The sequence below is a fragment of the Necropsobacter massiliensis genome (assembly GCF_000827595.2).
GTDB lineage: Bacteria > Pseudomonadota > Gammaproteobacteria > Enterobacterales > Pasteurellaceae > Necropsobacter > Necropsobacter massiliensis.
Window position 1 is genome coordinate 72,624 of record NZ_LN776194.1, and the last position, 26,047, is coordinate 98,670.

Annotated in this window: 26 protein-coding genes; 14 read left to right on the forward strand and 12 right to left on the reverse strand. The window is 46.2% G+C overall.

Annotation, left to right across the window (positions count from 1 at the left end):
• Positions 1-47: 47 nt before the first annotated feature.
• Entirely contained in the window at positions 48-638 is a 591-nt protein-coding gene (locus BN3349_RS11440; RefSeq protein WP_040977511.1) for an FMN-dependent NADH-azoreductase, read from the reverse strand.
• 180 nt (positions 639-818) lie between these two features.
• Between BN3349_RS11440 and sohB the strand changes: the two genes are divergently transcribed.
• On the forward strand, positions 819-1,874 hold the full coding sequence (gene sohB, locus BN3349_RS11445; RefSeq protein WP_040977512.1) for a protease SohB: 1,056 nt from the start codon (positions 819-821) through the stop codon (positions 1,872-1,874).
• A gap of 223 nt (positions 1,875-2,097) precedes the next feature.
• Positions 2,098-2,916 (forward strand): OmpA family protein, encoded by an 819-nt coding sequence (locus BN3349_RS11450; RefSeq protein WP_040977513.1) that lies wholly within the window; start codon positions 2,098-2,100, stop codon positions 2,914-2,916.
• A gap of 246 nt (positions 2,917-3,162) precedes the next feature.
• On the opposite strand, the gene BN3349_RS11455 is transcribed toward BN3349_RS11450, so the two are convergent.
• Positions 3,163-4,176, reverse strand: a complete 1,014-nt coding sequence (locus BN3349_RS11455) for a lipocalin-like domain-containing protein (RefSeq protein ID WP_048736382.1) — start codon at positions 4,174-4,176, stop codon at positions 3,163-3,165.
• A gap of 446 nt (positions 4,177-4,622) precedes the next feature.
• On the opposite strand from BN3349_RS11455, the gene BN3349_RS11460 reads away from it, so the two are divergent.
• Positions 4,623-5,006, forward strand: coding sequence for a hypothetical protein (locus tag BN3349_RS11460; protein ID WP_143933755.1), 384 nt, complete (start codon positions 4,623-4,625; stop codon positions 5,004-5,006).
• Positions 5,007-5,100: 94 nt separating this feature from the next.
• Here BN3349_RS11460 and BN3349_RS11465 read toward each other — a convergent pair whose 3' ends face one another.
• Entirely contained in the window at positions 5,101-5,625 is a 525-nt protein-coding gene (locus tag BN3349_RS11465) for an SRPBCC family protein (protein ID WP_040977514.1), read from the reverse strand.
• 105 nt (positions 5,626-5,730) lie between these two features.
• Here BN3349_RS11465 and BN3349_RS11470 point away from each other — a divergent pair, with 105 nt between their 5' ends.
• Positions 5,731-6,624, forward strand: a complete 894-nt coding sequence (locus BN3349_RS11470; RefSeq protein ID WP_040977515.1) for a LysR family transcriptional regulator — start codon at positions 5,731-5,733, stop codon at positions 6,622-6,624.
• 62 nt (positions 6,625-6,686) lie between these two features.
• Here BN3349_RS11470 and BN3349_RS11475 read toward each other — a convergent pair whose 3' ends face one another.
• From BN3349_RS11475 to BN3349_RS11495, 5 genes are all read right to left on the reverse strand, one after another.
• Positions 6,687-7,628 carry a carboxylesterase family protein gene (locus BN3349_RS11475; RefSeq protein WP_040977516.1) on the reverse strand — a complete coding sequence of 314 codons (942 nt, stop codon included), beginning with the start codon at positions 7,626-7,628 and terminating at the stop codon, positions 6,687-6,689.
• A gap of 11 nt (positions 7,629-7,639) precedes the next feature.
• Positions 7,640-8,221: a tetratricopeptide repeat protein gene (locus BN3349_RS11480; protein WP_143933757.1), complete on the reverse strand. Its 582-nt coding sequence runs from the start codon at positions 8,219-8,221 to the stop codon at positions 7,640-7,642.
• A 175-nt stretch (positions 8,222-8,396) separates the two neighbouring features.
• The gene (locus BN3349_RS11485; protein ID WP_040977517.1) at positions 8,397-8,777 is read right to left on the reverse strand and encodes a SufE family protein; all 381 of its coding nucleotides are present in this window, start codon (positions 8,775-8,777) and stop codon (positions 8,397-8,399) included.
• Positions 8,774-9,979 (reverse strand): aminotransferase class V-fold PLP-dependent enzyme, encoded by a 1,206-nt coding sequence (locus BN3349_RS11490; protein ID WP_040977518.1) that lies wholly within the window; start codon positions 9,977-9,979, stop codon positions 8,774-8,776. Before BN3349_RS11490 ends, BN3349_RS11485 begins: the two co-directional genes overlap by 4 nt.
• Positions 9,979-10,479, reverse strand: coding sequence for a thermonuclease family protein (locus tag BN3349_RS11495; RefSeq protein ID WP_040977519.1), 501 nt, complete (start codon positions 10,477-10,479; stop codon positions 9,979-9,981). The genes BN3349_RS11490 and BN3349_RS11495 overlap by 1 nt, the downstream gene beginning before the upstream one ends.
• 118 nt (positions 10,480-10,597) lie before the next feature.
• On the opposite strand from BN3349_RS11495, the gene BN3349_RS11500 reads away from it, so the two are divergent.
• From BN3349_RS11500 to BN3349_RS11510, 3 genes are read left to right on the forward strand one after another with little or no spacing between them, the layout of a single operon-like run.
• Complete coding sequence (locus BN3349_RS11500) at positions 10,598-11,011, forward strand: CidA/LrgA family protein (protein ID WP_032109935.1); 414 nt, start codon at positions 10,598-10,600, stop codon at positions 11,009-11,011.
• Entirely contained in the window at positions 11,008-11,694 is a 687-nt protein-coding gene (locus BN3349_RS11505) for a CidB/LrgB family autolysis modulator (protein WP_040977520.1), read from the forward strand. The genes BN3349_RS11500 and BN3349_RS11505 overlap by 4 nt, the downstream gene beginning before the upstream one ends.
• Before the next feature lie 11 nt (positions 11,695-11,705).
• A complete protein-coding gene (locus tag BN3349_RS11510; protein WP_040977521.1) occupies positions 11,706-13,052 on the forward strand; it encodes an anti-phage deoxyguanosine triphosphatase in 1,347 nt (448 codons plus the stop codon).
• A gap of 26 nt (positions 13,053-13,078) precedes the next feature.
• On the opposite strand, the gene BN3349_RS11515 is transcribed toward BN3349_RS11510, so the two are convergent.
• A complete protein-coding gene (locus BN3349_RS11515) occupies positions 13,079-13,987 on the reverse strand; it encodes a LysO family transporter (RefSeq protein ID WP_040977522.1) in 909 nt (302 codons plus the stop codon).
• A gap of 87 nt (positions 13,988-14,074) precedes the next feature.
• Here BN3349_RS11515 and BN3349_RS11520 point away from each other — a divergent pair, with 87 nt between their 5' ends.
• From BN3349_RS11520 to BN3349_RS11545, 6 genes are all read left to right on the forward strand, one after another.
• Positions 14,075-15,649: a DUF2813 domain-containing protein gene (locus tag BN3349_RS11520; RefSeq protein ID WP_040977523.1), complete on the forward strand. Its 1,575-nt coding sequence runs from the start codon at positions 14,075-14,077 to the stop codon at positions 15,647-15,649.
• Positions 15,650-15,718: 69 nt separating this feature from the next.
• A complete protein-coding gene (dinB, locus tag BN3349_RS11525; RefSeq protein WP_040977524.1) occupies positions 15,719-16,789 on the forward strand; it encodes a DNA polymerase IV in 1,071 nt (356 codons plus the stop codon).
• 92 nt (positions 16,790-16,881) lie between these two features.
• A complete protein-coding gene (gene htpX / locus BN3349_RS11530) occupies positions 16,882-17,742 on the forward strand; it encodes a protease HtpX (protein WP_040977525.1) in 861 nt (286 codons plus the stop codon).
• Between the two features lie 71 nt (positions 17,743-17,813).
• Positions 17,814-18,350: an elongation factor P hydroxylase gene (locus BN3349_RS11535; RefSeq protein ID WP_040977526.1), complete on the forward strand. Its 537-nt coding sequence runs from the start codon at positions 17,814-17,816 to the stop codon at positions 18,348-18,350.
• Between the two features lie 11 nt (positions 18,351-18,361).
• Complete coding sequence (locus BN3349_RS11540; RefSeq protein ID WP_040977527.1) at positions 18,362-19,294, forward strand: ABC transporter ATP-binding protein; 933 nt, start codon at positions 18,362-18,364, stop codon at positions 19,292-19,294.
• A 1-nt stretch (position 19,295) separates the two neighbouring features.
• Positions 19,296-20,063 (forward strand): ABC transporter permease, encoded by a 768-nt coding sequence (locus tag BN3349_RS11545; protein ID WP_040977528.1) that lies wholly within the window; start codon positions 19,296-19,298, stop codon positions 20,061-20,063.
• 73 nt (positions 20,064-20,136) lie between these two features.
• On the opposite strand, the gene BN3349_RS11550 is transcribed toward BN3349_RS11545, so the two are convergent.
• Entirely contained in the window at positions 20,137-20,634 is a 498-nt protein-coding gene (locus BN3349_RS11550; RefSeq protein WP_040977529.1) for a YbhB/YbcL family Raf kinase inhibitor-like protein, read from the reverse strand.
• Between the two features lie 238 nt (positions 20,635-20,872).
• Between BN3349_RS11550 and BN3349_RS11555 the strand changes: the two genes are divergently transcribed.
• Positions 20,873-22,294 (forward strand): SLC13 family permease, encoded by a 1,422-nt coding sequence (locus BN3349_RS11555; RefSeq protein ID WP_245853830.1) that lies wholly within the window; start codon positions 20,873-20,875, stop codon positions 22,292-22,294.
• 79 nt (positions 22,295-22,373) lie between these two features.
• Here the strand turns inward: BN3349_RS11555 and metE are convergent, their stop codons facing one another.
• Both metE and pta read right to left on the reverse strand, forming a co-directional pair.
• Positions 22,374-24,647 (reverse strand): 5-methyltetrahydropteroyltriglutamate--homocysteine S-methyltransferase, encoded by a 2,274-nt coding sequence (gene metE / locus BN3349_RS11560; protein WP_040977530.1) that lies wholly within the window; start codon positions 24,645-24,647, stop codon positions 22,374-22,376.
• Positions 24,648-25,473: 826 nt separating this feature from the next.
• Positions 25,474-26,047: phosphate acetyltransferase (pta, locus tag BN3349_RS11570; protein WP_082024917.1), on the reverse strand; the 574-nt coding region annotated here is incomplete at its 5' end.

The window sequence follows — 26,047 nt, forward strand, 5'->3', positions numbered from 1 at the left end:
CAGGCGGCTGATCAAAACCGCCTGACAGTTTTTCAGTCAATATGATATTACAGAGACGCGACGATGGCGTCGATTTTCGCTCTGGCATTGGTTTGCGCTTTTGCGATAGCTTCCGCGCCGAAACCAATGGCTTCCGCATAAACGAATTGAACGTCGGTAATGCCGATAAAGCCCAAAAAGGTTTTCAGATAAGGCGTCACCAGATCAGTTGCCTGTCCCTGATGGATACCGCCGAAAGCGGCCAATACGACCGCTTTTTTGCCGGTAATCAACCCTTCTGCGCCGTTTGCGCCGTATTGGAACGTCACACGCGGACGGGCAATGAAATCGATATAGCTTTTGAGCTGCGTTGGAATGTTGAAATTATACATTGGCGCGTTGATAACAATGGTATCCGCGTTTTTGAGTTCGGCGATTAAACTGTCGGATAACGCCAGTAACTGTTTGTCCTGTTCGCTTTTCGGTTCGCCGCGCAGCGCGTTCGCCGCCACACCGTCGAAATGCGGCAGCGGATTGGCAGCAAGATCGCGCTCAATCACCTTGGCGTCGGGTAATTTTGCAATCAGATAATCGGAAAGTTGGTTGGTTTGTGAATGTTCGGCAAGAATGCTGGATTTTAATACTAAAATATTGTGCATAATAATTCCTTTAATTAAGTGAAAGTGCGGTCATTATAAAATGTATTTTGGGGAAATAAAGTCCGTTTCAGTAAAAAGATTATTAATTATAAGTAAAAAATCGGCGCGGAAAATTGCACTTTATATCAGATAAGTTATGATGAACGCGAATTTATGTTTGATTAATAGAAAGGAAAAACTATGTGGTCTGAATTTATGCTAGGCTATGGATTGTTTATTTTAGAAATAGTAACGATTTTATTGATTGTTGCTGGTATTGTCGCAATGGCGTTTAGTTTAAAACAGAAAAAAGCCCATCAGACAGGCGAGCTGATTATTACTGATTTATCGCAGGAATATGAAGAAAACAGCCGAAAACTGCGCGAGTTTCATTTAACTGAAACGGCACTGAAACAGGCAGAAAAAGCACGAAAAAAAGCCGATAAAGCGAAAGCCAAAGAAGAAAAGGAAAAGCTCAAACAGGGCGATAATACGCCGTCGCGCAAACCGCACCTTTACGTGCTGAATTTCAAAGGTGATATGGCGGCGACAGAAACCGCCGCGCTGCGCGAGGAAATCAGTGCGATTATTGCCGTGGCGCAAGCGCAGGATGAAGTGCTGCTGCGTCTGGAAAGTCCGGGCGGAGTGGTGCATGGTTACGGATTAGCAGCATCCCAGCTTGCGCGTTTGAAATCTCGCGGGATCAAACTGACGGTGGCGGTGGATAAGGTGGCGGCCAGCGGCGGTTATATGATGGCTTGTGTGGCGGATAATATTGCCGCCGCACCTTTTGCGATCATCGGCTCCATCGGTGTGGTGGCGCAAATTCCGAACATTCACCGTTTACTGAAAAAACATGATGTGGACGTGGATGTGATGACCGCCGGTGAATATAAACGTACCATGACGGTACTGGGCGAAAACAGCGAAAAAGGCAAGCAGAAATTCCAGCAGGAATTGGAAGAAACGCATCAGTTGTTCAAAACATTCGTCAGCCGCAATCGCCCGCAGGTTGATATTGAACAAATCGCTACCGGCGAACATTGGTTCGGTCAACAGGCGCTGGGGTTAAAACTGGTGGATGAAATTATTACCAGTGATGATTTGATTTTGCAGGCGCTGAAAGACAAAACCGTGCTTTCCGTAAAATACGCATTAAAGAAAACCTTGGCGCAAAAATTGGGCAAACAGGCGGAAGAAAGTGCGGATACGGTGTTGACTAACTGGCTGCAACGCAATCGGCGCACTTTATTGTAAAGAATACCGATAGTTGTACAATAACATGTAAATTTGTGTAAGTTATTGTTTTTTTAATTTACTTCAATTTTAATTGCAATTACTATACTGCGCTGAAACGACACTGATTTCGCTATTATGCAACTTTATCCGATACCGGAGTTTACTGCAAAACTTCAGGGTTGAGCCATAACGCTATGGCTTACTTATTAAAGTCAGGAATCAAAAATTTAAGGTAACACAAATGAAATTATCACATCTTTTATTATCTGCGGTTGCGGCTACAACCTTAGCGGCTTGCGGTAACTTGAGCAAAGTCACCGACGAAGGCACATCCGATAATTTGGTATGGCCGAAAATCGATCAATCGGTGTTTAACCATGACGGCAGTCAGTTCGGTTCTTGGCCGAACTGGGATAATGTGCGCATGATTGAACGCGGCATGAATAAAGATCAGATTTATAATCTGTTGGGTCGTCCACATTTCAGCGAAGGTTTATATGGCGTGCGTGAGTGGGATTACGCTTTTAACTACCGTGAAAACGGTGAACATAAAATCTGCCAATATAAAATCCTGTTTGACAAAAACATGAACGCCCAGAATTTCTTCTGGTATCCGAACGGCTGTAACGGCAATTCGTCATTTAATTTAAGCGGCGATTTCCTGTTTGATTTTGATAAAGATACATTGACGGTAAAAGGCGCTGAAGTGGTGGATAATATTGCCGCGCAGTTGAAAACGTCAAATGCCAAACAGGTAAAAGTGGCGGGCTTTACTGACCGTTTAGGTTCGGAAGCCTACAATCTGAATTTATCCCAGCGCCGTGCCGAGCGCGTGAAAGCGCGTTTAATCCAGCAGGGTGTTAATGCTGATATTAGTGCAATCGGTTATGGTAAAGCTCAGCAGGTTAAAGCTTGTAATAACGAATCCGGTCAGGCGTTAAGAGATTGTTTGCGTCCTAACCGTCGCGTGGAAGTCTCAGCATCGGGTACAACCCTGAAACAATACGAAAGTGGCGTACAGGGCGGCAAAACCGGTCCGGCACCACTTTATCAAAAATAATGTAAACTAATTTTTACGTTCGTAAGAGCTAATCCGGTGAATGGATTAGCTCNNNNACGTTCGTAAGAGCCAAACCCGGGAAAGGAATAACCTTTTTTTTTTTGGGGGGGGGGAGGGGGGGAAATTGGCTTACTATTACATTTTTGCAAATTTTCCGCAAAATCTGCCCGTTATTTCGAGTAACTTTTAACGGGCAAAGCGCATTTAACAAAAGTGCGGTCAGTTTACCGCTTATTTTTTGTTTGACTAACTTTTTAACTCACCACATACATCGCCGATCATTTCCAAAATCACCATTCTTTGCACAGGCGTATCGCCATAATGTCCACGCACTTGACAAGGACTTTGGCAGCCGTTGATATTCACCTCTCCATCATTACCATGGCTGAACTCGGGTCGTTCTAACATAGCGGTTAAAGTTAATTCAATATTTGCTGTTGGAATTTTAATGTAAAGTTCGGCTGGGTAGCTGTTGCCTGTACGTTCGCTTGCCCAAATATTGCGATAAGTTAAATAAGCAATGTGATTGTTTTGGTTGCCGTTTTTGTCAAGCAAAGTCGCAAAAGTATAACGCTCGCCATTGCCATAACACACATCCCACAATGAAATGGCAGATTGGCTATCGGGCGTTAAAGTCATACCCAACCACAACCAAGACGGCAGACTGCCCAAAAAATCAAAGCCGCGATTTTCAGGATTTGGATAAGTCCATTGACGGTCTAACCAAGCGGTGGTTTCTTGAATTTTAATCATTTCATCGTGTAGGCGTATCGTGCCAGTAATTGTCATGTTGGGATAGGCGAATTGAAAAGATTGCGACCCCCACAGTGGCAACACGCCCACCGTGCCGTTGTACATGATTTGTTGTTGTGGACGTAACACGACATCAATCGCCCCTTTTTCGGTTTCTGCTTTTAAGTGCAGTTCACGTTCATTGCCTTGCAATGTGCCAAAGGCGGACGTGACCGAACAATGCTCAAAATCCGCGCCTGCTTTGCTTGATACAGGTTCGTTAATCGCATTATCCAACCAAATTTGACGACTAGCATCCATCAATAAAAATTCGGTAGCAGAGACTTTTTGACCGCGTTCCGTAAAAATGGCTTGATGCCATTCAAAGCCAATTTCACGCCCTTCGTGCTGAAAATTGCACAACACATACCAAGAATCTGTAAACACATTCGGTTTGCCGATTAAATCTTTTTTGGGGTTGGCAAAAACAGGTAAACCTAAATTCACGGTATCGGTTTTACGCTTCATAAAATACTCCTCATAAATGAAATAAGTTAAATGTAAACAAACACCGTTATTTTTGCCCGATTTGTAAAATTTTCAAGAAGTTGATCGTTTTACTTCTCAGGCAGAATGCAACCTGTGTCCGTCCGATTTCCTTGTTTGCTTGATAAAGTGCGGTCAGTTTAATCCGAATTTTTATAGAAAAATACCATCAAAATTACGTTTATTTGCTAAGATAACCATACAAAATTTTGAATTTGTATTGATAATTAATCAGTCGTGGGGAAAATTGTTATGCTGCCCGAATCTGAAAATTAAAAAAACGAAAAACAAGATTTGCGTATTATTCGTACGCATAAAATGATTAGAAACGCTCTAATCGAGTTGTTGAAAAACAAGGAGTTTGAGCAAATCGCCGTGCAGGAAATTGTGGCGCCACCTTTTACAAATACTATTCAGGCAAAAGCGATTTGACAGGGACAATGATTGATGATTTTAAGGCGGAATATCAAGCGCTTTTACAAGAACGTTTTTCAAATGAATTCGATATGCAAACACTGATGAATAAAACTCTTCCAGCTCTTTATGACAAACGCGAGTTGATTTTGGCATTGTGGAAAATCAGCACTAAATGTCATCATCTTTGGTTTGATATATTTTTGATGATTAAACAAAATTTCATCAAATACGCGCAAGCTAAAACAAGACGCCAACATTTTGAATTTCAAGGTGAAATGTTGGCGACACTGATTTTAGCCAGTGCAAAATACCGCTTTGAGCAAAATCAGGACTACCATCCACAGAAAATAATTAAACAGTTGAATGAAATGATGATGCTAGCGTTTAATGAATAGGCGTTAACGATTAGGTTTTGTAGAATATTAGCAAAAGGGTGTTAAAAATAAAGGCTCCGAATTGGCGGGTTTTCACAATTCGGGGCGCTTTCTATTACACACTCAACTTCTCTTTCGCACTTTTCACGATACCGTCTAGCCATTCCTGATGACCGTTGATCATCGGATTGGGTACGGTTTTAGCAAGGGCTTGGGCGGGTTTGCCGTTTTGGGTTTCTTGGGTCAGGATACGTACGCGTCCGCCGTCTAAATCTTCAATCAGCCAAGCATGGAGCACGTCTAAACGCTCATCCGTGCCTTCTTCGCCTGCCCAGCCGTGCCACGAAATGCGGGCAGGTTCGCCTGCTTTCGGGGCAACATATTCGGTGATTTCCGCTTCCACGGGGAAGCCGAAGGTTTTGAAGAAAAAGCGAGCTTTGTCAAAGAGTTCTGTGCCTTGGTAGCCGTTGTAAAAACGCACATCCGCTACGTTGCTGTAATAATGTGCCCAGAATTTGGTGTCGTTGAGATATTGCCACACATCTGCTGTGGAAAGCCCTGCCACGATCACTTCATTTGAGCAGAAATTGTCTGAAAAACCGGGTAAAAAACCGTCTGGAAAATGGATTGAATTTTGCATTTTGTTGCCCTTCGTTGCTAAATGATGGACATATTTTAACGATGCTTTTGATATAAGAGAAATTGTAATTTATAATATCTTTTATTTGCTGGGCAAATATCTAAAATGATGAATCTACGAAATCTAGACTTGAATCTGCTTAAAGCCTTTGATGTTTTAATGGACGAGCGTAATGTAAGCCGTGCTGCCGAGCGTTTGGCGTTGAGTCAGCCGGCAATGAGTGGCACCTTGCAACGGCTACGAGAGAGTTTTGACGATCCGCTTTTTGTGCGAATGCAGCGTGGCATTGAACCAACCAGTCGTGCGTTAAACCTTGCAATGCCTGTGAAACAAGTGTTACAACAAATTGAAACCTTGTTGCAAATACCTGAATTTGACCCCGCCACGGCAGAAATGACGCTTAAAATTGCTTGTACCGATTATGCAATGCAAGTGGTTGTCCTACCATTTTTGGTCAAACTCAAACCGCTTGCACCACATATTCGGGTAGCGTTGCTCAACATCAACGAAAACCAATTGCCGCAGCAGCTTGCTCAGCGACAGATTGATTTTGCCTTGACCACGCCTGCGTTTAATGCACCAGATGGGTATGCATTAAATTTATATCGAGAAGAATACGTCTGTGCCGTAGGCGTGCAACACCCGTTGGCGGCGGAAAAATCGCTCACGCTCACGCAATTTTGCCAAACCGAACAAGCGATTGTCTCTTATTTGGGCGGCAATTTCGCAGGTGTGACCGATGACGCATTACGCCAATTGGGATTAAGCCGCAGCGTGTCGCTGTCGGTACAAAATTTTATGATTTTGCCTGAAATACTCAGCCAACAAAATTTGCTGGCAGTCGTACCCAAACGATTGGTAGCAGACAATCCCCAAATCAAAACCTTCACGCCGCCGCTTGCTATAGCGGGCTTTGATAAAACGCTGGTTTGGCATGCTCGCATTCACCAAGATCCAGCCTATCAGTGGCTGCGACAGCTAATGAAGTCGTTGTTTTGATTTAGGTTAAAAATAAGAAAAGCTACCCGAAATCTAAAATAGGGTAGCTTTTTTATGTAGCTTTATTTTTTCTGTGTCAACAACCACTCACGCGCGGGTTCGAGCAAATAAGCGTAGTCAAAGGAATACATATGCTCCGAGCCGTTTTTGCCGCTGGCTGTAGCCGGTACGACAGTGTTTGGCGTAAAGCGGATAAAATTGGCGTTTTTGCCTTGTGCAAGAATTTTGCTTACTTCGCTATTTTGTTCACTTTGCGGCAGTTTGGCGGACAATTCGGTTTCAGTATAAGGCACGTTGTTTTGCTTCATTAAATCAATTACTTGTGCCATGCCTTTAGAGGCTTTTTGATCACCTGCGGAGACGGTATAGATAAATTTCGCTTTGGTGAGCGGTTTGAGCACATTGATGTCCCACTGGCTGCCGACAAACATCGATGCAGTGAACAAATCTGGTTCTATACTGTTGAGATAAAAGGAGATCATACCGCCCATTGATTGTCCAGTGGTGTACAGACGCGCTGGGTCAATCGGGTAGTTTCGTACGATGTTTTTGAACAGACGCAAAGCCATGCCTACTTCGTCTGTCGTGCTCCAATCGTCTTGTACGGCAACTTGGCTAAATGCCGGCACCAGTACGAAGGCCGGATTTTTCGCCTGTGCTTCGTCCGTTGCCCAAATAATACCGCCGTAGCCCTGCATTAACGGCGCAAGCACGCCTTTACCTGCGGTGCTGGCATCAGCGATAAACATCACAAGCGGGTAGGATTTTTGGGGGTCGAGATTTTTCGGAATATATAAATTATATGCCAGCGTTTTACCCGTTTTTTTGTCTTTAAATTCAAACTGTTGGAATTTCGGTGCGATTTGTTCGCGCAAGCTCAAAAGTTGTGAATCGTAGCTTTTATCTGCGCCGCCGTAGGCTTTGTTCCACACTGGGTTTTCAGCTGAAACTTGGCACGCGGAAAGCGCTGTTACAGCGGTTAATAAAAAGGCAAATTTTTTCATGAAATGCTCCGTTATTTTGAATTAGGTTGAAAATGAGTTTGCGCGGCAACTTCGGCTTTTTGATAATATTCGTTTGCCTTCACACTGTTTTTCTTCACACCTAGCCCTTTTTCATACATGTTGCCTAAGGCGTGCAAGGCAGGGGCGGCAATCACATCGCCGCGTTGGGCGGATTGTGTATAAAATTCAAGGGCTTTAGTATAATTTTGCGGCGTGCCGATGCCGTTTTCATATAAAAATCCGAGCCAATATTGCGAGGTGATGTCGCCTTTATCCGCCGCTTTTTGGAAATAGTCAAATGCCTTAGCAGGATCTTTTGCTACGCCTAAGCCGTTTAAGTGCATTAAGCCGAAATAGCGTGCGGCTTTCATGTGTCCGAGTTCATCGGCTTGCTCAAACAACGTCCATGCCAATGTATAATTCTGTGCTTGATATGCCGCTACGGCGTTATCCAACGCTATGTTGGCTTCCGTTTTGGAGGCCGCCGCCGTTGGGGTGGATTGTTGAACCTTTGAGGCGGATTGAGTGTTATTTTGTGGCATTTGGCAAGCAGTTAAGCCGATTAAACTGACAAATAAAAGGGTATATTTCATTAATAAGAACGGTTGGAGAAATCAATATTACCTCTGACAAAACGTTAAGTTTTTAGTTCGGTATGTAAATAAAAATCTCCCCGAAAAAATGTCATTCCACACAAATCTTTTTCCGACTGTTCGGCCTCTTTGATTTATGCACAATTGTCGATACAACGGTGTTTGCGGCGATAATCTAATCTGATAATTGATGCAGCCGTCGCTCTATTTGTTGCAGCCCGTTTAATCTTGTGCTGCTTAAGCGTTGGGCAATGCCTAATTCGGAAAAATAAGCGGTTAAATCGAAATGCTGTAATTGCTGTGCGCTTTTGTCGTTGATCTCTTGTAATAACAGCCAGAGTAAGCCGTTGATAATTCTCGCTTCACTGTAGGCATTGAAGTGAAAAGTGCGATCGTTTTTCAGGCAGGATTGAAACCACACTTTCGCCTCGCAGCCGCTAATCAGCTGCATTTGCGCCAGTTGTTGTGGTTCGGGACGGGGCAGATTTTTGCCCGCTTGGATTATCAAACGATAGCGTTCTTCCCAGTGCGATGCTTGTTTGAGTTGGGTTTTCATGCGTTTTCCAATAGATCAAGCGCGTTGTCCAGCGCGGTAAAAAACATCTCGATGTCCTGCGGCGTATTATAAGGCGCTAATGATAAACGCAAGGTGCCGCGTTGTCCCAAATGAGCCAGATAAGGCTGAGCGCAGTGTTCACCGCTGCGCAGCGCAATATGCTGTTCTGCCAGCAGGGTCGCTAAATCAGACAAGGCAATATGGGTAAAGATAAAACTTATTACCGAGCTTGGTTGCGGCGATTCAAATAAACGGCAATTCGGGTAATTTTTTAACCGCACTTTTAGCTGTTCGCTTAATTGCAGGGTATGCTGCTCGGCCGCCGCCAAATCCCATTGTTCCAGCCATTGCAGCACGGCATTAAAACCGATGACTGCTGCAATATTCGGCGTGCCGGCTTCCAACCGATAGGGCAAGTCGGCAAAACTGATTGCTGATTCCGATACCCGATCAACCATTTTCCCGCCGAATATCAGCGGTTGTAAGCGTGCCAGTGAAGTTGGTTTTCCGCTCAGCACGCCCAAACCAGTTGGTCCGTACAGTTTGTGTGCGGAAAAAGCGATGAAATCGGCATCCAACGCTTGCAGATCAATACTACGGTGACTAATTGCCTGTGCCGCATCCAATAACACCAGCGCGGCAGAATGTTGGCGGATCACACTGATCAGCCGCGCTAGCGGTTGTTCGGTACCGGTGACATTGGAGACGACATTTAATGCCACTAATTTGGTGTGCAGATTGAGCGCGTTAAGCAGCGCCTGTTCGTCAATCAAGTGCTGTTCGGTAATCGGTAGTACGATAATTTTCGCGCCACTTTTGCGGGCGATTGCATGCCAGCTGACAAAATTAGCGTGATGATCCGCCTGACTGATAAGGATTTCGTCCTGCGCCGATAATTCCGGCAGTAAACCGTTGGCAACGAGATTAATCGCTTGTGTAGTGCCGGAAGTCCAGATCACCGCTTGTTCGCTTTCGGCGTTAATCAGTTTTTTTACTCGGCTGCGCGCCTGCTCATAAAGTGCGGTCTGTTTTTCATCATATTGACTGCGATGCACGGAACCGGACGAACGATAAAAATCCAGCGTTGCCTCAATCAGGCATTGTGGCTTAAGTGCGGTTGCTGCGCTGTCCAGATAGACGACGGCGTCCGTCTGATTGAAATAAGGAAACTGGCGGCGGAATTGTTGATAATCAAATGACATTATGTTTCTCTTTTGGCTGATGCGTGTAATTTTTTACGCCATTGCTCGGGTGCAATTGGCGCGGGCGATTGCCATAATCCTATCCGGTGCTGCCGGGCTTGTTGTTGCGCGCGGCGGTAAGTAGGATCGCTGACATAGCGGTCGTAGGCCCATGCCATGCCAAGTTGTACCATTTTTAAATTGATATTCGTTCCCTGCAAGTTATAAACGGTTGCTAAAACCCGTTGATAGCGGTCATAACCGGAAATAGACAGGCGCACGGTTTGTTTATGAATCAGTCGTCCCAACGTCCGCCGTGATTGGCTACCAAAAGGCTGTTTTTTCTCCGGTGCGTCAATTTCCTGCAAGCGGACTTTAATCTGTTTTTTATTTTGTAGCAAACAGGTAAAGGTGTCGCCGTCGGAAATGGCTACCGCCAGACAGCTGAGGCTGCGTTCGGCATGCGCCGGAAACGCACCGATTAATGTTATTGAGAGCAGTAAAACGAACTTTTTTAACATTTTATTGGGATAAGTTTGATCTGAAACAGCAGTATTGTACCGAAAAAATATAACAAAACTAGAAAATAAGAGTAAAATTATCCTATATTTTTTATCAGAAAAGTTGAGTGATGAGAGGATGGGGCAAAAAATATTTCAATTATTGCGATCTTTTGCAATTCTTTACTTGATGCTTTATTTGGGCGAGTGGATTTCACATTTGATACCGGTGGGCGTGCCGGGCAGTATCTGGGGCTTATTGCTGCTGTTCAGCGGCCTGGCAACGAAGATTATCCGCATGAACTGGGTATTTTTCGGCGCGAGTTTGTTGATTCGCTATATGGCGGTGCTGTTTGTGCCGGTGAGCGTTGGGGTGATTAAATATTCCGATTTGTTAATCAGTCAGGCGAAAGCATTGCTGATTCCTAATATTGTCAGTACTTGCGTGACATTAGTGGTAGTCGGGCTGCTGTCCGATTATCTGTTTTCGCAGAGTTCTTTTACTGGATTACGTAAGAAAGTGCTGAAAAAACGCGCCAAGGAGCAGGCATGATTTATCTTTATTCCGTGTTGACCGTTGCGGCGTTTTTTGCGGCGTTACAAATCAGCAAAGTGTTGAAATCTGTTGTGCTGAACAGTTTTGTGTTAACCGTTTTAATTCTGATTATTGTCTTGCTGAGTGCCGATATTCCGTATGATGATTATATGGCGGGCAATATGCCGCTGAATAATTTGCTTGGCATCAGCGTTGTCGCACTGGCGTTGCCCTTATACGAACAGTTGCGCCAGATTAGCCAGCGCTGGAAAATTATTTTGACCGTAACCACTGCGGCATCGTTGCTGTCAATGGCAAGCGGTGCGCTGCTGGCATGGTTATTGGGCGCGAAACCGGAAATTGTCGCCACGATTCTGCCGAAATCGGTAACGACGCCAATTGCCATGGCGGTGGCGGAAAATATCGGCGGGATCCCCTCCGTGGCTGCGGTAGGCGTGATTATTGCCGGTTTGCAGGGCTCTATGTTCGGTTATCTGGTGCTGAAAAAAATCGGCTTAAAACATTCGCAGGCTATCGGCTTGTCGGTCGGTTCCGTTTCTCATGCGTTGGGTACGGTGAGTTGTATGGAATTGGATCTGAAAGCCGGCGGTTATAGCTCGATTTCCTTGGTATTATGCGGTATTATCAGTTCCATTCTGGCGCCTTTAATCTTTAAAGTCATGTACCTTTTTGTCGCATAATATAACATAACATGAAAAATCCAATTGATATGGTCTGGCAGGCTCGTTTTGTGGCGGATCAACCGCGCGAAAAAGACCACCGACCGCCGTTTCGCCGTGATCGCGGGCGAATTTTACACAGTGCCGCTTTTCGTTGCTTGCAAGCTAAAACGCAGATTCATGCGGTGGGCGAAAATGATTTTTATCGCACCCGACTGACCCATTCCCTTGAAGTGGCGCAAATCGGCAGCAGTTTAGTCTCTCAGCTGAAATTTGCCGATGTGTTCGGCGCATTTGCACCTGAGGCGGATAAAGCGGAACTGCAACGACAACTGAAATTATTATTGCCCTCCAACGATTTGATCGAAAGCCTGTGTTTCGCGCATGACATCGGGCATCCGCCTTTCGGACATGGTGGCGAAGTGGCGCTGAATTATATGATGCGCCATCACGGCGGGTTTGAGGGTAACGGGCAGACTTTCCGCCTGTTGACTCGATTGGAACCTTATACGCCGACTGCCGGCATGAATCTTACCCGTCGCACCTTGCTCGGCATCGTGAAATATCCGACGATTCTGGATGTATCTTCCCCGCAATATGCTCAGCTGCCGTCGGTTGAAAATACCGATCCGCGTTATGTCAAAATCGATGACTGGCGTCCGGGCAAAGGCTTATTTCGCGATGATATTGCCATGTTCAATTGGCTGCTCGAACCCTTGTCGGAAAATGACCGCACTTTATTCGGTGCATTCGCAGAAAACCGACAGAATGCCGCTCAAACCTTGAAAACCCGTTATAAATCGTTGGATTGTAGCATTATGGAGCTGGCTGATGATATTGCTTACGGCGTACATGATCTGGAAGATGCCATTGTCGTTGGCGTGGTAAACCGGCATCAATGGCAGGAAGCGTTGACAGCGCTGAAAACCTGTCAGTCTGTTTGGATTAGGCAACATATTGATGTGATTACGCAAAAGCTGTTTTCTGATTTTCATTACGAGCGTAAAAACGCCATCGGCGCGTTGGTCAATTATTTTATTACCCATGTGCGCTGGAAAGTCACGGCGGATTTTTCTGAGCCTTTGCTGCGCTATAACGCTGAATTGCCGGACGAAGTGATCGCCGTATTAAATGTGTTTAAAAAGTTTGTCTGGAAATATGTGATCAGAGATGTGGAAACCCAGCGTATTGAGTATAAAGGTCAGCGCATTTTAACTGAGCTGTTTCAGATTTTTGAAAGTGATCCGTTGCGCTTATTGCCGCGCAACACGGCAAATCGCTGGCGTAATGCCGCAGAGGAATACAAAAAAAGAATGATCTGTGATTATATCGCCGGAATGTCCGATGCTTATGCACTAAAAGTTTATCAACAGCTTTAGCCGCGGACAGACAAGCGAGCGATCCGTTAAACCGGAATCGAAGAAAAAAACACCAGCAAAATCGGCGGTACGATATTGGTGATAAAGCCGAAACTGATCGCCAAAGGAACCACTTCGATCCCGCCGGCGCGCTGAATAATCGGCAGCGTGCAATCTAGCGCCGTCGCACCGGCAATGCCGACCGCGGTAGAACGGTGATTAAACATAAAAAATGGGATAATAAAAAGGCTGAGAATTTCCCGTGACAGATCGTTGAAAAAAGCAATACTGCCGAATACGGCGCCCCAAGCATCGTTGATAATCACGCTGGATAATGAATACCAGCCGAAGCCGGAGGCGATCGCCAGTCCCTGAGTGAGCGGCAGATTCAGCACATACGCCGAGATAACGCCGCCCAACAGCGAGGTGATAATAAAAATTATGCCGGTATAAATGCCACGTTTATTAAACAGCACTTCGCGCAGGGAAATGCCGTTATTGCGCAATTGAATACCGACTAGAAAGATCAGCGCGATCAAGATATAGGTGCTGGTGCCGAAGGGCAGCGCAATCCAGGCTTTGCCCAACAATCCCGCCAGAAAACCGAAAAACACCATTGAACAAAGCGTAAAACTGTCCAACAGCATTCGCCGGCGCGGTGGCATGTCTGAACCTCGGCGTTTCAGTGGGCAGGGGAACAGCCGGTCATAGGCGAGCAGACCGGCAATATTGCAGCTTTGAATAATCACGGCAAAAGTTAAAGCGGAGAAGGCGATCCGCGGCAGTTGGGTGGCAAGATCGTCCAGCTGCCCTAAGGCGAATCCCATCACGAACAAAATAATATACAGCAACAGCATCACCGCTTGATTAATGCGGTGCAGTAGGGTGGCATTCGTGGTTTTGATTAAGTAGCCCGCAAACATCGGGCCTAAGACAATCAGTAATCCTTCGTACATAATATTATTTACAATGAAAGTGTTAGGGGTTGTCGATTATTGTGTGCTATTTTACGTTACCGTGGCAGGAAACACAAAGAGGGGCTTATGTATTTACGACGGTTGGAGATAATGGGCTTTCGCGGCATCAACCGCTTATCGTTCAAACTTTATCCGAATATGGTGCTGATCGGCGAGAATGCGTGGGGCAAATCTAGCTTACTGGCGGCGCTCAGTCTGATTTTTAACACCGACAAAACCTTATATCGCTTTAAGCCAGCAGATTTTTATCTCGCCGATGATAAAAACGAACAAACCAACGAAATTACTCTGTTATTTACCTTTTGCGAGCAAAAAACGGCAGAGCGTTGCGCACCGGCGAATCTTGACTATCAATCTTTATTCGTATCCCATGATGACGGTTATGCGCGGCTTTATTTTCAGGTTACGGGCGGTTTTCACAACAATCAAGTGATCACGGACTATGGGTTTTTGGATCGGGAAGGGAAAAAAATCCCGTTGGAAAACAACGAACAAATCGCCTTGTCTTTAATTGCTCGCCACCCGGTTTACCGTTTTCGTGATGCGCGTTTGAATCAGCATAAGCCTGTGGTGCTGAATCCCGCCTTGTTCACTCAGTACGGCGCAGTGCAGGACGCGCAACTGAACAAAGAAATTCAATCGGTTGGTTTACTGCTGCAATATTATTTTCTGCGGCGTCACGACAGCGCCGATTTAACCCGCGATGTGACCGCACTTTGGAATGATGCCAAAGCGCTTTGTTTGAAGCTACGGCACGACCAAACCCGCACCGTACAGAAACAGTTGTTTCGCTATTTGGCATCGCTTTTTATTACCTCTGAGCAAGCGCCGCTGAGTCAATTTATCCGCCCGATTATTCTATTTGAAGCGCCGGAATCGCGCTTGCATCCGCGCATGGTGGCAATTGCTTGGGAATTGGTCAGCTATTTGCCAATGCAGCGGATTACCACAACGAATTCTGTCGAGCTGATTTCTCAGGTGGAATTGCGTTCTATTTGTCGTTTGAACCGAACAGTAGATCGCACCAAAGCCTTTCAGCTGACCTCCAAAACCTTAGGCAAGGAAGATTTGCGTCGCCTGACTTTTCATATTCACCATAATCGCAGTCTAGCGCTGTTTTCCCGTTTATGGCTACTGGTGGAAGGAGAAACGGAGGTCTGGATTTTAACCGAACTTGCCGCATTAATGGGCATCGATTTGGCAATGGAAGGCATTCGCATCGTAGAATTTGCCCAGTGCGGTTTACGCCCGTTGCTGAAATATGTTAAAGCGATGGGCATTGAATGGTATGTGCTGACCGACGGCGACGAAGCGGGGCGTAAATACGCCGAATCGGCGCGCAATATGCGGGATGATAATGACAACAACGGCAGCCGGATCACCATGTTGCCGAAACGTGATATAGAACATTTTTTCTATTATGCCGGATTTGAATCGGTGTTTATTCGTCTGGCGCACTGGCAAACTTCGGCGCAGCATCATTATCCGGTTACAAGAATTATTCAGCGTGCGATTCAGCGCACTTCCAAGCCAGATCTTGCCATCGCGTTGGCGCAGGAAATTGAAAAACGCGGCAGCCAGTCTATTCCGCTGGAATTTAAGCGATTGTTTTCCAAAGTACTCACGCTGGCGCGTGAATAACTGTTTATTTATACAGTTTGTTGTGCTAAAGTGCGGTTAAAAATTTCACTGTTTTTAACCGCACTTTTTATGAACCTGACCACACGCAAAATTATTCACATTGATATGGACTGTTTTTATGCCTCCATCGAAATGCGCGATAACCCCGATTTACAGGCAAAACCGGTGGCGGTTGGGGGAGAGTCGCGTCAGCGCGGCGTGTTAAGCACCTGTAATTATATTGCCCGCCGCTTCGGTTTGCACAGCGCCATGCCGACAGCGCAAGCGTTGAAACTGTGTCCTGAGCTGGTGTTGTTGCCGGTGAATATGTCGCGTTATAAACAGGTTTCGCAGCAAATTCAGCAAATTTTTTTCCGTTATACAGATCGGGTCGAACCGCTTTCTTTAGACGAAGCCTATTTGGATGTGACCGATTGCCAGCAATGCAGCGGTTCCGCCACTTGGATTGCGCAGGCGATCCGACAGGCGATTTTTGATGAAGTGGGTTTAACCGCGTCCGCCGGCGTCGCGCCGTTAAAGTTTTTGGCGAAAATTGCCTCTGATCAGAATAAACCGAACGGTCAGTGTGTAATTAAACCGGAAGAGGTGGCGACATTTGTACGCACGTTAGCGCTGCACAAAATTCCTGGCGTGGGAAAAGTGACTTCACAGAAACTGGCGCAGCTCGGTTTGCAAACCTGCGCCGATGTGCAACGGTTTGATTTAAATCTGTTGTTGCATCAATTCGGCAAAATGGGGCAGCGTATTTGGACCTTTAGCCACGGCATTGACGAGCGGGAAGTGCAGCCGCATCGGGTGCGCAAATCCGTTGGCGTAGAAACCACCTTAACGGAAAATATTTCGCATATTCGTGACGGCGTTCGCATACTGGAACGATTATACCCGATGCTATTGACGCGCGTGCAACATGCCTGTCCGCAATTGCCGTTATCCGCGTTTAGAAAAATCGGGGTGAAGCTGAAATTCGCCGATTTTCAGATAACGACGCTGGAAAAAAGTGCGGTGGAATTTAAGCGAGAAAATTTTATTGCGTTGTTGCACCAAATCTGGCGGCGTAGTCGGGGGCGGCAGGTACGTTTAATCGGTTTGCATGTGAATGTGCCGGAGGAAAAAAGTTTGACCCAGATGAGTTTATGGTAAATTTTTTCTGTTGCCCCTTGAATTTAACAAATTTATAACTATTATTAACAACGAATTACACTCTACCTTTATTTATCAGCGAGGAACTTTCTATGATGAGAATTTTGCTATTTTTAGCAACCAATATGGCGGTTTTAGTCGTCTTTAATATTATTTTAAGTCTGACCGGTATTCAGTCGCAGGATGCGGCAGGGTTGCTGATTATGGCGGCGCTGTTCGGTTTTTCCGGTTCGTTAATTTCATTGTTTTTATCTAAATCCATGGCGCTGCGTGCGGTGAACGGACAAGTTATTGAACAACCACGCAGCGAACAGGAACGCTGGCTGTTGGAAACTGTGCGTACGCAGGCAAAAGCGGCGCAATTGCCGATGCCGGAGGTAGCGATTTATCATTCTGCCGATGTCAACGCCTTTGCTACCGGCGCAAGTAAAAAGAATTCGCTGGTGGCGGTGAGTACCGGGTTGTTAAACGCCATGACCAAAGACGAAGCGGAAGCGGTGTTGGCGCACGAAATGAGTCATATCAAAAACGGTGATATGGTGACCATGACCTTGTTGCAGGGCGTGTTAAATACCTTTGTGATTTTTATTTCCCGCATGATTGCCAAAGTGGCGGCCAGCAACCGTGACGGCGAAACCAGTCAAGGCATGTATTTCATGATTTCTATGGTGTTGGAGCTGGTATTCGGCTTTCTTGCTAGCATTATCGCCATGTGGTTTTCTCGTTATCGCGAATTTCGCGCAGATGCGGGATCGGCAAGTTTAGTGGGCAAACAGAAAATGATTGCCGCCTTGCAGCGTTTGCAACAGATTCACGAACCGCAGGAAATGGAAGGTCAGTTGGCGGCATTTGCTATTAACGGCAAAACCGGCGGTTTGAGCGCATTGTTTTTAAGCCACCCGCCGCTGGAAAAACGGATTGAAGCGTTAAAGAATTTAGACAGTTTTAAATAATGCCGGAATAGCGGATAATGTGAGGACGTCGGGTTGACGTCCTTAATTTTTTTATTCATTTGGAGTTATTGATGGAACATCGTCTGGAAGACATTATCGCCATTTTTAATCAGTGTTTTGAACGGGAATATAATACCCGATTGGTGAAAGGCGGCGAAGAACCGCTGTATGTACCGGCAAATGCCGACTGTCCGTATAATGCCATTTATTTTGCGCGCGGCTTTTACAGCAGCGCCTTGCACGAGATCGCTCATTGGCTGGTGGCGGGGAAGGAACGGCGCAAGCTGGAGGATTTCGGTTATTGGTATGAACCGGACGGGCGCTCGGCAGCACGCCAACGTGAGTTTGAAAAAGTGGAAGTCAAACCGCAGGCGATCGAATGGATTCTAGCGACGGCCGCCGGTTTTCGTTATATCGCCAGTGCGGATAATTTAAACGGTGATCCGGGAGATATTCAGCCGTTTAAACAAGCGGTATATGCGCAAGTAATAGCTTACGCGCAAAAAGGGCTGCCGAAGCGCGCGGAAACGCTGCGTAAAGCGCTGGCGGCATTTTATGCCACACCGGACGGTATTGATTTAACCCGCTTTGAGATCAGTAAAATTTAATTGAGAACAGTATGTTTGCATTAGAAATCAAAGGATTAACTAAAGAATATAAAAATGGAGTCAAAGCGTTGCACGGCATCAATTTAACCGTACAAGCGGGCGATTTTTACGCCTTGTTGGGGCATAACGGTGCTGGAAAATCCACCACAATCGGAATTATCTGCTCACTGATTAATAAAACGGCGGGTAGCGTGCGAGTGTTTGGCGATGATCTGGATAAGGATCTCAGTCGTTTAAAGCAGCATATCGGTTTAGTGCCGCAGGAATTTAATTTTAATCAGTTCGAAAAAGTGATTGATATTTTGGTTAATCAGGCGGGTTATTATGGGATCGCACGCCAAACGGCGTTGGCACGAGCGGAAATCTGGCTGAAAAAACTGGATTTATGGGATAAACGACATCAACAATCTCGCCGTTTATCCGGCGGCATGAAGCGCCGTTTAATGATTGCGCGCGCGTTAATGCACCATCCGAAACTGTTGATTTTAGACGAACCGACCGCCGGGGTGGATATTGAATTGCGCCGTACCATGTGGTCGTTTCTGCGCGAGCTGAACCTACAGGGCACCACCATTATTCTGACCACTCATTATCTGGAAGAAGCGGAAATGCTGTGCCGTAATATCGGCATTATTCAGCAAGGGCGTCTGGTGGTGAATATGCCGATGAAAGATCTGCTGGCGCAGTTGGAAACCGAAACTTTTATTCTTGATCTGGCGATGAAAAGCCCGATTCCTCAAATTCAGCATTATCGACTGGATTATGTGGATGCCAATACCATTGAAGTGGAAGTGCACCGCGAACAGGGCTTAAATCAGCTGTTTACCCAGCTTACCGAACAAGGCGTTAAGGTATTGAGTATGCGCAATAAAGCAAATCGGTTAGAAGAATTATTTGTTTCTATGGCGCTGAACAAGCCTCATGCAGATGGACAGGGAGCTTAATATGACACAATCTTGGGTCGCCTTTATCACGATTTTAACCAAAGAAATTCGTCGCTTTACCCGCATTTGGGTGCAGACACTAGTACCGCCGGTGATTACCATGACGTTATATTTTGTGATTTTCGGGCAGTTAATCGGCAGCCGTATCGGCGAAATGAGCGGTTTCAGCTATATGCAGTTCATTGTTCCGGGGCTGATTATGATGTCGTCACTGACCAATGCGTTCGCCAATGTGGCTTCCTCTTTTTATAGCACCAAATTCGCCCGTAATGTGGAGGAATTGCTGATTTCACCCACATCGCCGCATATTATTATTCTCGGCTATATGGTAGGTGGAATGGCGCGCGGAATCGGCGTCGGAATATTGGTGACGATGGTGTCGCTGTTTTTCGTTTCTTTTGACATTCATTCTTGGTGGGTCATCGCGATCACTTTATTGCTAACTACCGCTGCGTTTTCGTTGGGCGGTTTGATTAACGCCGTTTTTGCCCGTTCTTTTGACGACATCAGTATTATCCCCACTTTCGTATTGACTCCATTGACCTATCTGGGCGGCGTGTTTTATTCCATTTCATTGCTGCCCCCGTTCTGGCAGGCGGTATCCAAACTGAACCCAATTGTTTATATGATCAACGGCTTCCGTTACGGTTTTCTTGGCATCAGCGATGTCGGACTAGCTTATACCTTCAGCGTATTGGCGTTATTTATCAGTGCACTGTATGCAGTGGCTTTTTATTTGATTAATCGAGGCGTCGGGTTGAGAAGCTAGCAAAAGTGCGGTGGAAATTTTTTTATTTTTCACCGCACTTTTCTAATTGTTTATCACCATTCACGATGGATAATTATACGTCGTAAGTTCCCATCACCACTGCGTGATCTAAGATATGCCCCTGCATGGCAAAATGCAGATCATTAAAGCGAAATCCTGCAGGTAAATTGAGTTTGCAGTCCAATGCATACACGATTAATTCATAACGGTGCCGACAATTCGGCGGCGCCATGCCGCCGTAGTAGGAGGCTTCCTGAATATCGAATTTGCCCAGCGCACTCGCCCAACTGTTGGCACCCTGAACATAATCGGTGGCATGCAGACTTTCATTTTCCGCTACTGAACAGCGTTCCAAATCGGCAATCAGCCAATGGATCCAAACAAAACCGCTGGCGGTAATGGCATCCTTATCTTCCAATACCACGGCAAAGGATTTTGTGGCAGCAGGCGCATTTTGTATTTCAAACGGAATTGAGTAAGTCGGCATGCCGTTCGGACTGAATTGCGTACCGCGTTTACCGTATTTATCTGCAAAAACACCTTGTTGAATGGCTGAACTGGTAACTTGCATAGGCGCTCCTTTTTCGTTGAATGTGTTGAGGTGTATCCCGAACGGTTTGAGTATAGCATAAAATCCCGAGATTATCGGGCATCAAATAATGCGGCAATTTAACAAATTTAACCTTAAATTCACATAACGTAACGAAAAACATCAATCAAATCGTATTTGTTTGAATAGGATCACATTAAAAGTTATAGGGTTTCATTACAATCAAACAAGAATTTAGTTCGCCGCGGAGAAGAAATGTATGAATATCGCCCAGTGTTGGCAGGCAATGAAAATCGTGCGTAACCGCAATGTATTATTTTTTGTGTTTTCTGCCGTTTTTGCTTCCATAATGACCTTGTTGTTTTCTGACCAGAGTTTTTCTCAAATCCAAAATTATGTGCTGTTTTTATTGTTTTTCGCTATTTGTTTGTGGGTAACGGAAGCTATTCCACCGTTTTCCGTCAGTATTCTGATTGTCGGTTTTTTGGTGCTGGTAATGGGAAAAAGTGAGGCTTATGATGCCTTTCAATATCTGCAAACCTGGTCGGACAGCGTTATCTGGTTGTTTTTGGGCGGTTTTTTTCTGGCAGAAGGCATGAAAAAGACCAAACTGGATTTACGCTTGCTGAAAATCGTTTTACCGAAATTCGGCACCGAACCGGCTCGTGTATTATGGGGCTTAATGTTGGTTACTGCGGTGATGTCTATGCTAATGAGCAATACTGCCACTACGGCGATGATGATTGCCACCATTAGCCCGTTGTTTACTCGGTTGGATAAAAGCTCAAACCTGTCCAAAGCATTATTGCTGGGAATTCCGGCGGCGGCATCGGTCGGTGGTATGGGCACGATTATCGGTTCGGCGCCGAATGCGATTGCCGTCGGTGCGCTGGAAAAACTGGGCTATCCGATTTCATTTTTAGAATGGATGCTGGTCGGCACGCCGCTGGCGCTGGTGTTGTTGCTGATTTTCTGGCGGGTATTAGTGAAAAAATATCAGGTGAATCAAGAAGCTGCGCTGGATTTCAGTTTTCTGCGCGAAACGGCGGCGATGCAATTCAATCGAGTGGAACGCCTGCAAAAAACCGTGGTGTTGATTGTATTGGCGGGGACATTATTTTTCTGGTTGACCTCTAAATGGATCGGCATTCCGGTGGCTGCCGCATCGGGGATTCCGATTGTTTGCCTCACCATTACCGGTGTACTGGATGCTAATGATGTTCGCCGGCTGCCTTGGGATACCTTAATGCTGGTGGCCGGCGGTCTGGCGCTGGGCTTGGCAATTGAGGAACAACGTATCGCCGCGCATTTTGTGGAACAAATCAGCCATATTCAGGTCAGTTTTATCACTTTACTGATTCTGTTCGGTTTTATTACCGTGGTATTATCCAATTTTATGAGCAATACCGCAGCGACCACTATTTTAATTCCGATGGGGGTGTCGTTATTGGCGATGGTTGGCGGCGGTGCAGCATTGAATGCGCTGATTTTACCGCTGGTTATCGGGCTAAGTGCCTCTTGTGCATTGTTCTTGCCGGTGTCAACGCCGCCGAATGCCATTGCATTCAGCACGGGATTAATTAAACAATCCGAATTCCGTCTCGGCGGTGTGATTATCGGATTTTTCGGACCGGCGCTAAGTATTATCTGGGTGTTGTTGCTAATCAACTTATTTTATTAGCGGATTTTTCTCTAAAACAAACCGCACTTTAGCGCCTGTTGTTCGGCTAAAGTGCGGTTGTTTTTTTCGATTTTTTTATTTATGCGTTTAATTCAGCACGCAGTTTTTTTGTCACCTCGACCATTACTTGCAGCTGTGCAATGGTTTCCGGCCAGCCGCGGGTTTTCAAACCGCAATCCGGATTGACCCACAAACGTTCTTTCGGCACCACTTTCAGCGCTTTACGCAGCAGATGCTCGATTTCTTCCGCTTTCGGTACGCGCGGGCTGTGAATGTCATACACGCCCGGTCCAATGTCATTCGGATATTTAAAATCGGCAAAGGCTGTCAATAATTCCATATCCGAACGTGAGGTTTCAATGGTGATCACATCCGCATCCAGCGCAGCGATTGCCGGCAGAATATCATTAAATTCGGAATAACACATGTGTGTGTGAATTTGCGTATCATCCTGTACACCCATGTAGCTTAAGCGAAACGCCTCGCCCGCCCATTGCAGATAAGCATCCCAATCAGCGCGTTTTAACGGTAAACCTTCACGGATTGCCGGTTCGTCAATTTGGATCACCTTGATACCGGCTTTTTCCAGATCCAATACCTCATCGGACAGCGCCACACCGATTTGTTTACAAACGGTTGCGCGCGGAATATCGTTGCGTACGAAAGACCATTGTAAAATAGTTACCGGACCGGTCAGCATACCTTTCATGACTTTTTTGGTTAAACTTTGCGCATAGGTTGACCAGCGTACCGTCATCGGTTGCGGACGGACAACATCACCGTAGATAACCGGCGGTTTCACGCAGCGGGAACCATAGCTTTGCACCCAGCCGAATTTAGTGAAAGCAAAACCGTCTAACAGCTCACCGAAATATTCCACCATATCGTTGCGTTCCGCTTCACCGTGTACCAGCACATCCAGATCCAGCTCTTCCTGGCGGCGCACCACATATTCGATTTCTTTTTTCATCGCCGCTTCATAATCCGCAAGGCTGAGTGCGCCTTTTTTGAATTGCGCGCGTGCTTGGCGAATTTCGCTAGTCTGCGGGAAAGAACCGATATTGGTGGTCGGCAGCAACGGTAATTTTAGCCACGCATTTTGTTTTTTGATACGTTCGGCGAACGGCGATTGGCGTTGATCCGCACCTGCTGGCAAATCGGCTAAACGCTGCGCCACCTGCGGACGGTGAATTTCTTGACTGTTCGCCCGAGCTTCTGCCGCCGCCTGACTGGCATCCAGCTCTGTTTGTACCGCGTTGCGCCCCTGTTCAAGTGCGGTCTTGATGACGCGTAATTCTTGAATTTTTTGCAGCGCGAATGCCAGCCACTGATATAATTCAGGCTTATGCTGTTGTAATTGCGTTTCGACGGATAAATCATACGGTGTATGCAGCAGTGAGCAGCTCGGAGCGATCCATAAGCGCTCACCGAATGCGGCTTTCAATGGCTCAAGGACATCTAACACCTGATTCAGATTTGCACGCCAGATATTGCGACCGTCGATCACCCCGGCGGATAACACTTTGTCATAATCAGCAAAGGCGGCAAGCTGTTCCGGCGCACGGACTAAATCAATATGTAAACCGTCGACCGGCAAGCTTTTTAACAGTGCGGCATGCTCCGCCACGGAGCCGAAATAGGTGGCAAGCAACAGTTTCGCGTTAACACGGGCAAGCGCCGTATATACTTCATTATAAGCCGCCACCCAGTCAGCTGGCAGATCCACCGCAAGTGCCGGTTCATCGATTTGAATCCATTCCACGCCTTCGGCGGCAAGCGCATTGAGAATCTCTACATAGACCGGTACCAGTTTATGTAATAAATCCAAACGGTTAAATGCCTGACCTTTTTCTTTGCCCAAAAATAGGAAAGTCAGCGGACCGACAATGGTCGGTTTTACGTTTAATCCCAAGGCTTTTGCTTCGCGAATTTGCTGCACATAATGGGATGGATTAGCGTTAAACTCAGTATTTTGAGTAAATTCTGGCACAAGATAATGATAGTTGGTATCAAACCATTTGGTCATTTCAATGGCGAACTGTTCTTTATTGCCGCGTGCCAGCTCGAAATATTGCGCCAGCGTCAGATTCCGACTGTCGAACCCGAAGCGTGCCGGAATCGCGCCGGTGGCAACCTGAAGATCTAAAATATGATCATAAAAGGTAAAATCTGCGACTGCCACATAATCGGCATTGGCGCCGGCTTGATGTTTCCAGTTGATTTCACGCAGCGCTTTGGCAATATCCAATAAATCCTGCTCGGCGATTTCACCGCGCCAGTAACGCTCTTGGGCGAATTTAAGCTCACGTTTGGCGCCTACGCGCGGAAAACCGGATAAATGCAATGTTGTCATATTCTGCTCCTGTATGAATTGTAAACCCTGTTAATCAAATAGACGTCTAAACGTCTTTGTTGCGATTTATAATGCCGAAAGCTGGAATATTATGCAATATCATAATTTTCACGAATTACATGAATAAAATTAATAAACAAATTAGTAGCGACGCCACGCTGGCATCTGCTGCGATCTTGCCTTCACAGATTGGTGTAAGTTCACATTTATTTGCGGACGCGAGCATCGCGTCTCTACATTTGATCGAAGTAAAGCTCGCTCTTCATTTTTCATCCGAAACCAGTAGGAATCGCTGGCATCTGCTGCGATCTTGCCTTCACAGATTGGTGTAAGTTCACATTTATTTGCGGACGCGAGCGTCGCGTTCCTACATTTGATCGAAATAAAGCTCGCTCTTCATTTTTCATCCGAAACTAGTAGGGACGCCATGCTGGCGTCCGCTGTGATCTTGCTTTCACAGATTGGTGTAAGTTCACATTCATTTGCGGACGCGAGCGTCGCGTTTCTACATTTGATCGAAATAAAGCTCGCTCTTCATTTTTCATCCGAAACCAGTAGGGACGCCATGCTGGCGTCCGCTGCGATCTTGCCTCTTTACAGATTTGTGTAAGTTCACATTCATTTGCGGACGCACGCAGTGCGTCCCTACATTTTGCCTTTGGTGTCAAGGTATTGGATGATAGCACTGTTTGATTTTTCTTGTGGGGGGCTAACAAAAATAATCTTTGGTCAGTTCAACCTGGTATCGAAAAACACTGAAAAAAACAACCGCACTTTGCGCTGTTGTTATGCGAAAGTGCGGTTGTAAATTAATGTGTTTTGCCGATTATTGGGTGGCTTGAATGGCGGTCAGCGCGATGGTGTAAACGATGTCATCGACTAAGGCGCCGCGTGACAAGTCATTGACCGGTTTGCGCATACCTTGCAGCATTGGACCGATAGAAACCAGATCCGCGGAGCGCTGTACCGCTTTATAGGTGGTGTTGCCGGTGTTCAGATCCGGGAAGATGAACACGGTGGCTTTACCGGCGACCGGTGAATTCGGCGCTTTGGAACGCGCGACGTCTTCCATTACCGCTGCGTCATACTGCAATGGACCGTCGATAATCAGATCTGGACGTTTTTCCTGTGCGATGCGAGTTGCTTCTTTCACTTTTTCCACATCGACACCGCTACCGGAGGAGCCGGTGGAGTAGGAAATCATCGCCACTTTCGGATCAATGCCAAAGGCTTTGGCTGAATCGGCCGATTGGATTGCGATTTCTGCCAGCTGTTCTGCCGTCGGATCCGGGTTGACCGCACAGTCGCCGTAAACCAATACTTGATCCGGTAACAACATGAAGAAAATAGAAGAAATAATTGAATTGCCCGGTGCGGTTTTGATGATTTGCATCGGCGGG

Coding starts and splice junctions, on each gene's coding strand:
- BN3349_RS11520 (WP_040977523.1), top strand. CDS start 14,075: ATGTATTTACGACGGTTGGAGATAATGGGCTTTCGCGGCATCAACCGC.
- BN3349_RS11540 (WP_040977527.1), top strand. CDS start 18,362: ATGTTTGCATTAGAAATCAAAGGATTAACTAAAGAATATAAAAATGGA.
- BN3349_RS11535 (WP_040977526.1), top strand. CDS start 17,814: ATGGAACATCGTCTGGAAGACATTATCGCCATTTTTAATCAGTGTTTT.
- BN3349_RS11465 (WP_040977514.1), bottom strand. CDS start 5,625: ATGCAAAATTCAATCCATTTTCCAGACGGTTTTTTACCCGGTTTTTCA.
- BN3349_RS11545 (WP_040977528.1), top strand. CDS start 19,296: ATGACACAATCTTGGGTCGCCTTTATCACGATTTTAACCAAAGAAATT.
- BN3349_RS11490 (WP_040977518.1), bottom strand. CDS start 9,979: ATGTCATTTGATTATCAACAATTCCGCCGCCAGTTTCCTTATTTCAAT.
- BN3349_RS11440 (WP_040977511.1), bottom strand. CDS start 638: ATGCACAATATTTTAGTATTAAAATCCAGCATTCTTGCCGAACATTCA.
- dinB (WP_040977524.1), top strand. CDS start 15,719: ATGAACCTGACCACACGCAAAATTATTCACATTGATATGGACTGTTTT.
- BN3349_RS11505 (WP_040977520.1), top strand. CDS start 11,008: ATGATTTATCTTTATTCCGTGTTGACCGTTGCGGCGTTTTTTGCGGCG.
- BN3349_RS11510 (WP_040977521.1), top strand. CDS start 11,706: ATGAAAAATCCAATTGATATGGTCTGGCAGGCTCGTTTTGTGGCGGAT.
- BN3349_RS11455 (WP_048736382.1), bottom strand. CDS start 4,176: ATGAAGCGTAAAACCGATACCGTGAATTTAGGTTTACCTGTTTTTGCC.
- BN3349_RS11470 (WP_040977515.1), top strand. CDS start 5,731: ATGATGAATCTACGAAATCTAGACTTGAATCTGCTTAAAGCCTTTGAT.
- BN3349_RS11550 (WP_040977529.1), bottom strand. CDS start 20,634: ATGCAAGTTACCAGTTCAGCCATTCAACAAGGTGTTTTTGCAGATAAA.
- sohB (WP_040977512.1), top strand. CDS start 819: ATGTGGTCTGAATTTATGCTAGGCTATGGATTGTTTATTTTAGAAATA.
- metE (WP_040977530.1), bottom strand. CDS start 24,647: ATGACAACATTGCATTTATCCGGTTTTCCGCGCGTAGGCGCCAAACGT.
- BN3349_RS11480 (WP_143933757.1), bottom strand. CDS start 8,221: ATGAAATATACCCTTTTATTTGTCAGTTTAATCGGCTTAACTGCTTGC.
- BN3349_RS11500 (WP_032109935.1), top strand. CDS start 10,598: ATGGGGCAAAAAATATTTCAATTATTGCGATCTTTTGCAATTCTTTAC.
- BN3349_RS11485 (WP_040977517.1), bottom strand. CDS start 8,777: ATGAAAACCCAACTCAAACAAGCATCGCACTGGGAAGAACGCTATCGT.
- BN3349_RS11495 (WP_040977519.1), bottom strand. CDS start 10,479: ATGTTAAAAAAGTTCGTTTTACTGCTCTCAATAACATTAATCGGTGCG.
- BN3349_RS11515 (WP_040977522.1), bottom strand. CDS start 13,987: ATGTACGAAGGATTACTGATTGTCTTAGGCCCGATGTTTGCGGGCTAC.
- BN3349_RS11450 (WP_040977513.1), top strand. CDS start 2,098: ATGAAATTATCACATCTTTTATTATCTGCGGTTGCGGCTACAACCTTA.
- BN3349_RS11555 (WP_245853830.1), top strand. CDS start 20,873: ATGAATATCGCCCAGTGTTGGCAGGCAATGAAAATCGTGCGTAACCGC.
- htpX (WP_040977525.1), top strand. CDS start 16,882: ATGATGAGAATTTTGCTATTTTTAGCAACCAATATGGCGGTTTTAGTC.
- BN3349_RS11475 (WP_040977516.1), bottom strand. CDS start 7,628: ATGAAAAAATTTGCCTTTTTATTAACCGCTGTAACAGCGCTTTCCGCG.